At 59.4% G+C, this 12,749-nt stretch carries 10 protein-coding genes and 2 rRNA genes; 11 read left to right on the forward strand and 1 reads right to left on the reverse strand.

Features of this window, described 5'->3' with window-relative positions:
* From AU175_RS11985 to AU175_RS11995, 3 genes are all read left to right on the forward strand, one after another.
* A complete protein-coding gene (locus AU175_RS11985) occupies positions 1-813 on the forward strand; it encodes an ABC transporter ATP-binding protein (protein ID WP_066289059.1) in 813 nt (270 codons plus the stop codon).
* Positions 810-1,850 (forward strand): siderophore-interacting protein, encoded by a 1,041-nt coding sequence (locus tag AU175_RS11990; protein WP_066289062.1) that lies wholly within the window; start codon positions 810-812, stop codon positions 1,848-1,850. Before AU175_RS11985 ends, AU175_RS11990 begins: the two co-directional genes overlap by 4 nt.
* A 169-nt stretch (positions 1,851-2,019) precedes the next feature.
* The gene (locus AU175_RS11995; protein WP_442855297.1) at positions 2,020-2,814 is read left to right on the forward strand and encodes an SGNH/GDSL hydrolase family protein; all 795 of its coding nucleotides are present in this window, start codon (positions 2,020-2,022) and stop codon (positions 2,812-2,814) included.
* Here AU175_RS11995 and AU175_RS12000 read toward each other — a convergent pair.
* Positions 2,811-3,098, reverse strand: coding sequence for a YciI family protein (locus tag AU175_RS12000; protein WP_066289072.1), 288 nt, complete (start codon positions 3,096-3,098; stop codon positions 2,811-2,813). The genes AU175_RS11995 and AU175_RS12000 overlap by 4 nt on opposite strands.
* 81 nt (positions 3,099-3,179) lie before the next feature.
* Here AU175_RS12000 and AU175_RS12005 point away from each other — a divergent pair, with 81 nt between their 5' ends.
* The 8 genes from AU175_RS12005 to AU175_RS12040 all read left to right on the forward strand — a co-directional run bounded on the left by AU175_RS12005 (position 3,180) and on the right by AU175_RS12040 (position 12,585).
* Complete coding sequence (locus AU175_RS12005; RefSeq protein ID WP_066289077.1) at positions 3,180-3,659, forward strand: MarR family winged helix-turn-helix transcriptional regulator; 480 nt, start codon at positions 3,180-3,182, stop codon at positions 3,657-3,659.
* A gap of 124 nt (positions 3,660-3,783) precedes the next feature.
* Positions 3,784-4,986, forward strand: a complete 1,203-nt coding sequence (locus AU175_RS12010; RefSeq protein WP_197497086.1) for a glycosyltransferase 87 family protein — start codon at positions 3,784-3,786, stop codon at positions 4,984-4,986.
* Between the two features lie 12 nt (positions 4,987-4,998).
* The gene (locus tag AU175_RS12015) at positions 4,999-5,775 is read left to right on the forward strand and encodes an SGNH/GDSL hydrolase family protein (protein ID WP_066289082.1); all 777 of its coding nucleotides are present in this window, start codon (positions 4,999-5,001) and stop codon (positions 5,773-5,775) included.
* A 260-nt stretch (positions 5,776-6,035) separates the two neighbouring features.
* A complete protein-coding gene (gene rpmB / locus AU175_RS12020; RefSeq protein ID WP_011693744.1) occupies positions 6,036-6,272 on the forward strand; it encodes a 50S ribosomal protein L28 in 237 nt (78 codons plus the stop codon).
* Entirely contained in the window at positions 6,272-6,439 is a 168-nt protein-coding gene (rpmG, locus tag AU175_RS12025; protein WP_013602737.1) for a 50S ribosomal protein L33, read from the forward strand. Before rpmB ends, rpmG begins: the two co-directional genes overlap by 1 nt.
* A 3-nt stretch (positions 6,440-6,442) precedes the next feature.
* Positions 6,443-6,748 carry a 30S ribosomal protein S14 gene (gene rpsN, locus AU175_RS12030; RefSeq protein ID WP_015938870.1) on the forward strand — a complete coding sequence of 102 codons (306 nt, stop codon included), beginning with the start codon at positions 6,443-6,445 and terminating at the stop codon, positions 6,746-6,748.
* Positions 6,749-7,419: 671 nt separating this feature from the next.
* Positions 7,420-8,945: ribosomal RNA gene (locus AU175_RS12035) — 16S ribosomal RNA — on the forward strand.
* Between the two features lie 501 nt (positions 8,946-9,446).
* Positions 9,447-12,585 (forward strand): 23S ribosomal RNA (locus AU175_RS12040).
* Together the 16S and 23S rRNA genes form the textbook arrangement of a ribosomal RNA operon.
* Positions 12,586-12,749 lie beyond the last annotated feature (164 nt).

Genomic DNA, 12,749 nt, shown 5'->3' on the forward strand with positions numbered 1-12,749 from the left:
ATGGCCGTTCTTAGCGCCCAGGACCTCACGCTGAAATACGACCAGCGCTGTGTGGTGGACGGCCTCACGGCAGAAATTCCGGAGGGAAAGGTGACCATGATCGTGGGCGCCAACGCCTGCGGCAAGTCCACGCTCCTGCGTGGCCTGTCCCGCCTCCTGAAACCGGCGGCCGGTGCGGTGACGCTGGACGGGAAGGACATCCACGCCCGCCCGGCCCGTGAACTTGCCCGTACCCTGGGACTTCTCCCACAGCATCCCACCGCGCCGGACGGCATCGCCGTCCGCGACCTCGTGGGCCGGGGGCGCTATCCGCACCAGGGCTTCTTCCGGTCGTGGTCGGCGGAGGACGACGCCGCGGTGCAGCGCGCGCTGGAAGCGACAGAAACGCTGGAACTCGCGCGGCGGAACGTCGACGAACTGTCCGGCGGGCAGCGCCAACGCGTTTGGATCGCCATGGCGCTGGCCCAGGAGACCGACGTGCTGCTGCTGGACGAACCCACCACCTACCTGGACCTGGCGCACCAGGTGGAAGTCCTGGACCTGGTCACGGACCTGAACCGGAAGCGCGGAACCACCGTGGCCATCGTCCTGCACGACCTCAACCTGGCCGCCCGCTACGCCGACCATGTCATCGCCATGAAAGGCGGCGAGGTGGTGGCCCTGGGCGATCCCGCCACCGTTGTCACCGAAAAGCTGGTCCGCAGCGTTTTCGGCCTTGAGTCCCGTGTGATTCCTGACCCGGTCTCGGGCACGCCACTGATCATCCCGATCGGCCGCCACCACACAACCACCGAACTGGAGCTCGTTTCATGAAAACCCGCGACATCGCCGCCACCGAGCCCATGACCCTGGCTTTTGAGGTCACCGTTTCCTCCGTGCAGGAGCTGAGCCCCAACTTCCGTCGCATTACCTTTGGTGGGTACTCGCTGCGTGACTTCGGCGTGCACGGGGACACCCTTGACCTGCGGATCAAGCTGATGATCCCGTCCCTGGCGTCTGACGGGACGCCGCTGCCGCTTCCCGTCTTCGAGATGGCGCAGTCGGGCTGGTACCGGGAATGGCTGGCCATGGACCCCGCCGTGCGCGGCTCCATGCGCACCTACACCGTCCGGAAGTCACGGCTGGATTCGGTCTACCCCGAGATCGACGTGGACTTCGTGATGCATTTCGACGCCGACGGAAACGGCGGTCCCGCCGCGAACTGGGCACTCAACGCGAAGCCGGGGGATGCGATCACCATCATCGGCCCCAACAACCGGGCCGCGCACTGCGTCACTGCCGAGACGTACTCCGGCATCGAATGGCGGCCGGGGATGGCCCAGCGCGTCCTGCTCGCCGGCGACGAAACAGCTGTCCCCGCCATCTCCGCCATCCTCGAGACATTGCCGTCATACATGAGCGGCCACGCCTTCCTGGAAGTGCCGCAGGCAGGCGACTTCCTGAACATTAAAACGGACGCCGATATCGCAATTACCTGGCTTGCCCGCGGCGCGGCCATTGGACGGTCCCGCCCGCATGGCGAACTGCTGCAGCAGGCAGTGCGCACGGCGGTACCAGTTCCCGGCTGGGTGGGCATCAAGGAGTCCGACGGCGGCGCGGGCCCGGAGCCCGAAGACGTCAACGTGGACGTGGACATCCTCTGGGAGACTCCCGCGCGGATGGAGACAGGCGAAATCGAGGCAACCAAGAACCCGGGCATGCCGGCCGGTGCCATGCCCTTCTACGCGTGGATCGCCGGGGAGGCCGCTGTTATCAAGGACATGCGCCGGTACCTGGTGCGCGACGTGGGGATCGACCGGAAGCAGGTTGCGTTCATGGGGTACTGGCGCCAGGGAAAAGCGGAGGGCTAGGGCCTCAGCCACCCAACCTAACGCTCTCGCACTTTCTGTGGGTTTTTCGCGGACGCTCTCGCAGTTCCTGTTGCTCGCTGTTCACCTCGTCTTTGCTTCAGGTGGCTAGGGTGGCGGGGTGTGCGCTGATTCCTTGCTTCCTTCTAGTGGGCGGCGTGTGTTTGTTGCCTTGGGGGACTCATTTACCGAAGGGGTGGGGGACCGGGACGAACGACTGCCCAACGGTGTCCGGGGCTGGGCTGACCGGGTAGCGGAGAGGCTGGCCAAAACTGAGCCGGGCTGGAGGTATGCCAACCTTGCTATCCGAAGCAAGAGGCTCCGGCACGTCATTGCTGAGCAGCTGGAGCCAGCCCTGCGGATGCGGCCCACGCTCGTTACGCTCTACGCCGGCGGGAATGACATTCTTGACCTGGGCACGGACATGGCCGCGCTGATGGACGACTACGAGACCGTGGTTGCCAGTCTGGCCGGTACGGGTGCCACCGTGGTGCTTTTCACGGGCTTCGATGTCAAGGTGTCGGCCCTCTTGGAACCGCTGAAGAAGCGGAACACCGCCTACAACCAGCGTGTGCGGAAGATTGCTGAACAGTACGGCGCCGTCCTGGTGGACTACTGGTGCCTGGACGCTTTCCACGACCGGCGCATGTGGGATTCGGACCGGCTGCACATGTCCAAAGCTGGCCATAAATACTTGGCCGGACAGGTCCTGGAGCAGCTGGGGATTCCACACAAGATCAAGCCCAAGGAATGGGATCCGCCCGCCAGGCTCAGTCTGCGCGAATGGGAGAGGCGGCAGCGGCGCTGGGTAAATGACTGGCTGTTGCCGCTGTTCGGCCGCAAGATCAGGGGCGTCACGCTGGGGGATGCCCTCAGTCCGCGCTGGCCCGAGCCCGTCAAGGTACCGCGGAAAGGCGGCCTGAAAAGACTGGCCGAAGCAAATCGCGCGGACGCCAGGAATCCCTAGGTGTCCAGGAGGTTTTCGAATCCTTCTGCCACGCTTGTGACCTTGAATTCAATGATTTCGAACTCGGCCACGCCGTTGCTGAAGAACGGGTCCCGGGCCAATGCAGCCTCAAGGGTGGCGCGGTCGGCGCCGGACAGCAGCACGCCGCCCACCGCCGGAACCATCCGTCCGGACGCAAGGAACAGGCCGCCGTCGAACGCTTCCTTGACCCAGGCCATGTGCGCAGGGCGGTGGAAGTCCACGATGTCCTCGGGCACCTTGTAAGTCAACGACACAACAAACATAAAGTCAGCCTACCGGGACGTGCCCCCGGCCGTGGTGCGTCACTTGAACTCTCAACCGCGCTCTCCTTCTAGAATGGCAGTATGACCGAACCGCGCTGGCTCAACGCCGATGAACGACGTGCCTGGCTGGCCCTGCTGAGCATCAACACCATGCTTCCTGCCGCGCTGGACAACCAGCTGCACACCGCAGGCAAAGTGTCGCTGTTCGACTACAACGTCATGGCCATGCTTTCCGAGGCCGAGGGACGTTTCCTCCCCATGAGCGAACTCGCCGCCCGCACCAGTTCCTCGCTGTCGCGGCTATCCCACGTCGTCACCAAACTGGAGAAACGCGGTTGGCTGGAGCGGCGGCCACACCCGGGGGACGCGCGCGTCACCACTGCGCATCTGGGCGACGCCGGCATGGCCACCTTGGTGGCACTCGCTCCTGGGCATGTGGAGGCCGTCCGCGCGAAGTTCCTGGATGCGCTCACGGAGCAGGACGTGGAGGACCTGGCGAGGATCGGCGAGAAAATTGTGGCCCGCCTTGATGGCGACCACTGGATCCTCCGCGAATCCTGAGAGCCCCGTTTCACATCCTACGATTTATCACCCCTGAACAGAGAGCTCTTTCATGCATGCACACCGGCCCGGTTTGACCGCCATACTGTCTAAGAAAGGCAGCGTCCTGGCAGTATTTGCCGCAGTGCATATTCTGTTCCTGCTGTTGCTCACCCCGCGCATTGCCGCAGGTAACACGTACGGTGACGTCAGCCTGTACCGTGACTGGGCATTTCTGGGACTGAACGAAGGCACATGGCAGGGGGTGGATGTTCCCTGGGTCTATCCGATCGCGGCGATGTTCCCCATGCTTGCCGCGGCTCTTTTTGGTCCTGCGCAGTACATGCTCGGCTGGTTCCTCCTGTGCACTGTCCTTAACCTCGGAGCGGTGCTTGCACTGCTCACTCACCCCGCGGTTCGATTCGGCTGGCAGGCTGCGTATCTTTGGCTGCTGCTGACCGCCATCCTGGGACCGCTCAGCTTCTCCCGGGTGGACGGACTTTCAGGGCCCATCGTGGTAGTGGGCTTGGTCCTTGCTGCCAGTCACCCGGCCATCGCCTCCGCTGTATTGTCTGTGGCGACCTGGATAAAAGTATGGCCCGCCGCAGTGGTGCTGGCGTTGCTGATGTCCAGCAGGGCCTGGCTCAGGGTGCTCGTGGCCGGAATGGCGGTGTCAGCTTTTATGGTGTGCGGTGTGCTGGCCGGAGGAGGTGCCCGTAACCTGCTGGGCTTCATTCAGGCACAAGGTGAGCGCGGGATGCAACTGGAAGCCCCCCTCACTACACCCGGCCTGTGGCAGGCCGTCCTCGACATGGGTACCCATATTCATCCAAACTTCGCCATCACCACCATGGAAATCCGCGGTGGCCTGGCGGACCCGGTGGGTGCCCTCATGAACCCGCTTCTTGCTGTCACCGTGGTGCTCATATCCCTCCTGATCCTGGCCGCGACAAGGCGGAAGACTGAAAGGCTCGACCTCCTCCTGGTGGGTGCGCTGGCTCTCGTCTCAGCAATGATCGTCTTCAACAAGGTCGGTTCCCCGCAGTTCATGATCTGGCTGGTTGCGGTCGTTAGCGTTGGCGTAGCTGTGAACGGTTGGAGGTGGGCTGTGCCGGCCGCGACGCTTGTGGTGGTCGCTATCCTCACCACGCTCGTGTATCCGTTGCTGTACATGCAACTGCTCATCGGCCTGAATCCTGGCGTCGCAGCGCTCCTGACCGCGCGGAATGCGTTGGTGGTCATGCTCCTTGGCTGGGCGGTGCTGAAGCTGGTGGGAATCGTGAGGCCTGGCCGCACCCATGCCGAGGCCCCAGTCACCACCCGCTTGGTTGCTCCCAGCAACAGATGACACACTGGCGCTATGGATTTTTCGGCCCGGTACGTAGCTCTTGGTGACTCCTTCACGGAAGGCGTAGGGGACGAGGACGCCACCCGACCAAACGGCGTCCGCGGATGGGCGGACCGGGTCGCGGAGCAGCTCAGCGCAGCGAACCCGGGCTTCGGCTACGCCAACCTTGCCATCCGCGGCAGGAAGCTCCGCCAGATCATGGCCGAACAGGTGGACGCCGCCGTCGAACTCAAACCCACCCTGGTGACCATCTATGCCGGAGCCAATGACATTCTCCGTCCCCGGATGGACATTGACGATCTGCTGGCCGGGTACGACGACGGGATCCGCAAACTGAGTGCCACCGGAGCCACGGTGGTCATGTTCACCGGGTTCGACGCCCGCGGATCCAAAGTCTTCAGCACCATGCGGGGACGCACCGCCATCTACAACGAGCTGGTCCGCGGAATCGCGGGGGACCACGGGGCGCTGCTGGTGGATTACTGGCGTTTCAATGAGTACTACGACTGGGGCATGTGGGCCCAGGACCGGATGCACATGTCGGCCGCCGGGCACGCGAACATGGCCAAGCGTGTCCTGGATGTGCTCGAACACGACCACTCGATCGAGGTCCCTCCCATGACGCCCGTACCCGAGCTTGGCCGGGTGGATGCCCTCCGGGCCAACGCCCGCTGGGTCAAGGAATTCGCCGGTCCGTGGGTGGTCCGCCGCGTTACGGGGAAGTCCTCAGGGGATGGCCTGGCACCAAAATACGCAGAGCTCACCCGCCTCCAACCGCGGAATCCGTGATTGTGTGCCCCGAGCCCCCTATACACCACCATGGGCCGGATTGGTCTTTAATTGCGCGAACTCGTAGACTTGGTAGGCGCTAAGTGCGCGGAGCGTGCGCAATTGCTCCGGTGGCCCGGTAATTTTCTCCAGGGTAGCCGGTAGTTAGGGGCTCAAGTTGCGTGACTAACCGTTCACCCTGATCACTTTGGGTCGCATTTAGACGCATGGTCCTGCAGCAGATATGCGGATCATTACATTCAATTCTTTGAGGAGAAGTCATGGCAGCACACTGCCAAGTGACCGGGGCCGAGCCGGGCTTTGGGCACAGCATTTCGCACTCGCACCGCCGCAACAAGCGTCGGTTCGATCCGAACATCCAGAAGAAGCGCTACTGGGTTCCGTCCCTGCGCCGTAACGTCACGCTGCAGGTTTCTGCACGTGGCATCAAGACCATCGACGTACGCGGCATCGACGTAGTCGTCGCCGCCATCCTTGCTCGGGGAGTGAAGCTCTAATGGCTAAGGACAAGGACGTACGTCCGATCATCAAACTCAAGTCGACCGCGGGCACGGGTTACACCTACGTAACCCGCAAGAACCGTCGTAACGACCCGGACCGCATGGTTCTGAAGAAGTACGACCCCAAGATCCGCCAGCACGTCGAATTCCGAGAGGAGCGCTAAACCATGGCTAAGAAGTCCAAGATTGCTCGCAACGAGCAGCGCAAGGTCATCGTTGAGCGTTACGCTGCAAAGCGCCTCGAGCTGAAGAAGACCCTGGTTGACGAAAACGCAACCGACGAAGCACGCGAAGCTGCACGCCTCGGCCTGCAGAAGCTGCCCCGCAACGCCTCCCCGATCCGTCTGCGTAACCGCGACATCATCGACGGCCGCCCCCGCGGTACCTTCCAGAAGTTCGGTATCTCCCGTGTTCGCTTCCGCGACATGGCACACCGCGGTGAGCTCCCGGGCATCACCAAGTCGTCCTGGTAATCCAGTACCGCTGATTCCAGCTGCTTGAGAAGGGCCGGCAACCGTTTGGTTGCCGGCCCTTTTGCGTTAAAGCGCTGTCCAGCTCGGTCTCTGTGCTTCCTCCTGTTGGGCTGTGTTGCAGCACACAGAAGAGAAGTACGACGGCGGAGGGCCGGCCGGGTGCCTGGATGCGCCGTCCTGGCGCGGAACGGCGGGGTTTTGGACCCCCGAAAGGGAAGATTTGCGGTGGGGATCGAGTGGGTGTATTGTTTTCTAAGTCGCCGCGAGGGAGACAGCGAAGAGCTGGTTACCACGGGCGGCCAAACCCCTAAATCAAGACCAAATTCTGGTAGCTCATTAGAGCGCCTCAATATGGTGGGGACGCGTTTCCTGCCGATGAAAATCCTGAAATACGGATTTGCATCGGGCCGGGAAACCGGGTAAGTTTGAAAAGTTGCTCCGGAGCGATCCATGGCTGTTGTTTGGTTGTGGTGGTGCCGGGTGTGTCTGTTGTTTGAGAACTCAATAGTGTGCCAAGTTTGTTGATACCAATTGTTTTATTGATTGGTTGTTTTGGCCAGATCGTGCCGCCCCTGTGGTGTGGTTTGGTTTTTACAGCTGGTTTCAAATTTTGTGCAGCCGTTTTATCCCGTTTTCCCGGGGTTGGTGGTTGTGTCTGTTTTTGTTTTACTTCAACGGAGAGTTTGATCCTGGCTCAGGATGAACGCTGGCGGCGTGCTTAACACATGCAAGTCGAACGATGATCCGGTGCTTGCACCGGGGATTAGTGGCGAACGGGTGAGTAACACGTGAGTAACCTGCCCTTAACTCTGGGATAAGCCTGGGAAACTGGGTCTAATACCGGATATGACTCCTCATCGCATGGTGGGGGGTGGAAAGCTTTTTGTGGTTTTGGATGGACTCGCGGCCTATCAGCTTGTTGGTGAGGTAATGGCTTACCAAGGCGACGACGGGTAGCCGGCCTGAGAGGGTGACCGGCCACACTGGGACTGAGACACGGCCCAGACTCCTACGGGAGGCAGCAGTGGGGAATATTGCACAATGGGCGCAAGCCTGATGCAGCGACGCCGCGTGAGGGATGACGGCCTTCGGGTTGTAAACCTCTTTCAGTAGGGAAGAAGCGAAAGTGACGGTACCTGCAGAAGAAGCGCCGGCTAACTACGTGCCAGCAGCCGCGGTAATACGTAGGGCGCAAGCGTTATCCGGAATTATTGGGCGTAAAGAGCTCGTAGGCGGTTTGTCGCGTCTGCCGTGAAAGTCCGGGGCTCAACTCCGGATCTGCGGTGGGTACGGGCAGACTAGAGTGATGTAGGGGAGACTGGAATTCCTGGTGTAGCGGTGAAATGCGCAGATATCAGGAGGAACACCGATGGCGAAGGCAGGTCTCTGGGCATTAACTGACGCTGAGGAGCGAAAGCATGGGGAGCGAACAGGATTAGATACCCTGGTAGTCCATGCCGTAAACGTTGGGCACTAGGTGTGGGGGACATTCCACGTTTTCCGCGCCGTAGCTAACGCATTAAGTGCCCCGCCTGGGGAGTACGGCCGCAAGGCTAAAACTCAAAGGAATTGACGGGGGCCCGCACAAGCGGCGGAGCATGCGGATTAATTCGATGCAACGCGAAGAACCTTACCAAGGCTTGACATGGACCGGACCGGGCTGGAAACAGTCCTTCCCCTTTGGGGCCGGTTCACAGGTGGTGCATGGTTGTCGTCAGCTCGTGTCGTGAGATGTTGGGTTAAGTCCCGCAACGAGCGCAACCCTCGTTCTATGTTGCCAGCGCGTGATGGCGGGGACTCATAGGAGACTGCCGGGGTCAACTCGGAGGAAGGTGGGGACGACGTCAAATCATCATGCCCCTTATGTCTTGGGCTTCACGCATGCTACAATGGCCGGTACAAAGGGTTGCGATACTGTGAGGTGGAGCTAATCCCAAAAAGCCGGTCTCAGTTCGGATTGGGGTCTGCAACTCGACCCCATGAAGTCGGAGTCGCTAGTAATCGCAGATCAGCAACGCTGCGGTGAATACGTTCCCGGGCCTTGTACACACCGCCCGTCAAGTCACGAAAGTTGGTAACACCCGAAGCCGGTGGCCTAACCCCTTGTGGGAGGGAGCTGTCGAAGGTGGGACTGGCGATTGGGACTAAGTCGTAACAAGGTAGCCGTACCGGAAGGTGCGGCTGGATCACCTCCTTTCTAAGGAGCACCTACAGGTTCCTGCTGCGTGTATGCGTTGGTGGGGGTTTGTCAGGAGTATATGCCCGTTGCGCAGACGTAAGTTCTGCGGCGGGTGCTCAAGGGTGGAATATCAACGGATAGCGGCTGCCTGGTTCTTGTCCTGGTCTAGTACGGATGCTCTTTGGGTGTTCTGGAACGGCGGGGTGGGGGTTTGGGTGGTTTAGTGTTTGGCACACTGTTGGGTCCTGAGGCAACAGGGCCGGGGTTCTTCTGTGAGGGAGGGTTCTGGTGTTTGTTTGTTTCTGGTTTCCTGGCTGCATCGATCGCATGCGTTGGCCCTTTGGGGTTGTGTGTGGGGTGTGTGGTTTGGGGTTGTTGTTTGAGAACTACATAGTGGACGCGAGCATCTTTTATAAGAAGCAATTTCCAAGAATATGAACCTGGATCTGGTTCGCATGCCTTTTTGGTGTGTGGAGCGGTTTCTGTGGTTCTCTCGAAAATTACTCCTTGATCTTTTGTGGTCAAGTTTTTAAGAGCACACGGTGGATGCCTTGGCATTAGGAGCCGAAGAAGGACGTAGGAATCTGCGATAAGCCTGGGGGAGTCGATAACCGGACTGTGATCCCAGGGTGTCCGAATGGGGAAACCCCGCCAGGGGCGCGAGTTGCCTGGTGACCCGCATCTGAACACATAGGGTGCGTGGAGGGAACGCGGGGAAGTGAAACATCTCAGTACCCGCAGGAAGAGAAAACAATAGTGATTCCGTCAGTAGTGGCGAGCGAACGCGGATCAGGCTAAACCGTTCCATGTGTGATAGCCGGCGGGCGTTGCATGGTCGGGGTTGTGGGACTTTCCGTACTGTCTCTGCCGGGACAGTGGGGTGTGATGTGCTGGCATAGGTGAACGGTCTTGAAAGGCCGGCCGTAGAGGGTGTGAGCCCCGTAACCGAAATGTTGAGTGCCGCCTGGAGAGTATCCCAAGTAGCACGGGGCCCGAGAAATCCCGTGTGAATCTGTCAGGACCACCTGATAAGCCTAAATACTCCCTAATGACCGATAGCGGACCAGTACCGTGAGGGAAAGGTGAAAAGTACCCCGGGAGGGGAGTGAAACAGTACCTGAAACCGTGTGCTTACAATCCGTCGGAGCAGCCGCACCTTGTGTGCATAGTAGTTGTGACGGCGTGCCTTTTGAAGAATGAGCCTGCGAGTTAGTGTTACGTCGCGAGGTTAACCCGTGTGGGGAAGCCGTAGCGAAAGCGAGTCTGAATAGGGCGTTGCAGTGGCGTGATCTAGACCCGAAGCGAAGTGATCTACCCATGGCCAGGTTGAAGCGACGGTAAGACGTCGTGGAGGACCGAACCCACTTCAGTTGAAAATGGAGGGGATGAGCTGTGGGTAGGGGTGAAAGGCCAATCAAACTTCGTGATAGCTGGTTCTCCCCGAAATGCATTTAGGTGCAGCGTTGCGTGTTTCTTACCGGAGGTAGAGCTACTGGATGGCTAATGGGCCCTACAAGGTTACTGACGTCAGCCAAACTCCGAATGCCGGTAAGTGAGAGCGCAGCAGTGAGACTGTGGGGGATAAGCTTCATAGTCGAGAGGGAAACAGCCCAGACCACCAACTAAGGCCCCTAAGCGTGTGCTAAGTGGGAAAGGATGTGGAGTTGCGAAGACAACCAGGAGGTTGGCTTAGAAGCAGCCATCCTTAAAAGAGTGCGTAATAGCTCACTGGTCAAGTGATTCCGCGCCGACAATGTAGCGGGGCTCAAGTACACCGCCGAAGTTGTGGCATTCAGATATTAGCTAAGCCCTTGTGGTTCAGGCGTCTGGATGGGTAGGGGAGCGTCGTGTGGGCAGTGAAGTCGCGGTGTAAACCAGCGGTGGAGCCTACACGAGTGAGAATGCAGGCATGAGTAGCGAAAGACGGGTGAGAAACCCGTCCGCCGAATGATCAAGGGTTCCAGGGTCAAGCTAATCTGCCCTGGGTAAGTCGGGACCTAAGGCGAGGCCGACAGGCGTAGTCGATGGACAACGGGTTGATATTCCCGTACCGGCGAAAAACCGCCCATGCTGAACAGGGGATACTAACTGCCCGAGACCTGCCCGATCACCCTTGTGGTGTGAGGGTTTTGGTGGAGCGCAGGACCTGATCCTGGGAGGCAAGCGTATTAACAGGTGTGACGCAGGAAGGTAGCCAAGCCGGGCGATGGTTGTCCCGGTCTAAGGATGTAGGGCGAACGGTAGGCAAATCCGCTGTTCATGATGCCTGAGATCTGATGGGACCCCCGTTTGGGGGGATTTGGTGATCCTATGCTGCCGAGAAAAGCATCGACGCGAGGTTTTAGCCGCCCGTACCCCAAACCGACACAGGTGATCAGGTAGAGAATACTAAGGCGATCGAGAGAATTATGGTTAAGGAACTCGGCAAAATGCCCCCGTAACTTCGGGAGAAGGGGGGCCCCAACCTTGAACACCACTTGCTGGTGGGAGGGGATCGGGGCCGCAGAGACCAGGGGGAAGCGACTGTTTACTAAAAACACAGGTCCGTGCGAAGTCGCAAGACGATGTATACGGACTGACTCCTGCCCGGTGCTGGAAGGTTAAGAGGACCGGTTAGCCGCAAGGCGAAGCTGAGAATTTAAGCCCCAGTAAACGGCGGTGGTAACTATAACCATCCTAAGGTAGCGAAATTCCTTGTCGGGTAAGTTCCGACCTGCACGAATGGAGTAACGACTTCCCCGCTGTCTCAACCATAAACTCGGCGAAATTGCAGTACGAGTAAAGATGCTCGTTACGCGCAGCAGGACGGAAAGACCCCGAGACCTTTACTATAGTTTGGTATTGGTGTTCGGAGTGGCTTGTGTAGGATAGGTGGGAGACGTTGAAGCCCGGACGCCAGTTCGGGTGGAGTCATCGTTGAAATACCACTCTGGTCACTTTGGACATCTAACTTCGGCCCGTAATCCGGGTCAGGGACAGTGCCTGATGGGTAGTTTAACTGGGGCGGTTGCCTCCTAAAAAGTAACGGAGGCGCCCAAAGGTTCCCTCAGCCTGGTTGGCAATCAGGTGTCGAGTGTAAGTGCACAAGGGAGCTTGACTGTGAGAGAGACATCTCGAGCAGGGACGAAAGTCGGGACTAGTGATCCGGCGGTACATTGTGGAATGGCCGTCGCTCAACGGATAAAAGGTACCTCGGGGATAACAGGCTGATCTTGCCCAAGAGTCCATATCGACGGCATGGTTTGGCACCTCGATGTCGGCTCGTCGCATCCTGGGGCTGGAGTAGGTCCCAAGGGTTGGGCTGTTCGCCCATTAAAGCGGTACGCGAGCTGGGTTTAGAACGTCGTGAGACAGTTCGGTCCCTATCCGCTGCGCGCGCAGGAAATTTGAGAAGGGCTGTCCTTAGTACGAGAGGACCGGGACGGACGAACCTCTGGTGTGTCAGTTGTACTGCCAAGTGCACCGCTGATTAGCTACGTTCGGATGGGATAACCGCTGAAAGCATCTAAGCGGGAAGCTCGCTTCGAGATGAGATTTCCATACACCTTGTGTGTGAGAGGCCCCCAGCCAGACCACTGGGTTGATAGGCCGGATGTGGAAGCGAGGACTAACGACTCGTGAAGCTGACCGGTACTAATAGGCCGATAACTTACACCACACACCCCTTTCGTGAACGGCATTCAAAAGACGTTCACACCACGAAAAGGGTAAAAAGAAACAAGACTGCTTGCGTCCACTATGTGGTTCCCAAACAACAAACCAAACGTTGCTTGCGGAACACAACTAAATAACAACACCACAGTTCCCTAACAGGAACATGTT

Origin of the sequence: Arthrobacter sp. B6 (assembly GCF_001663775.1) — a bacterium.
GTDB lineage: Bacteria > Actinomycetota > Actinomycetes > Actinomycetales > Micrococcaceae > Arthrobacter.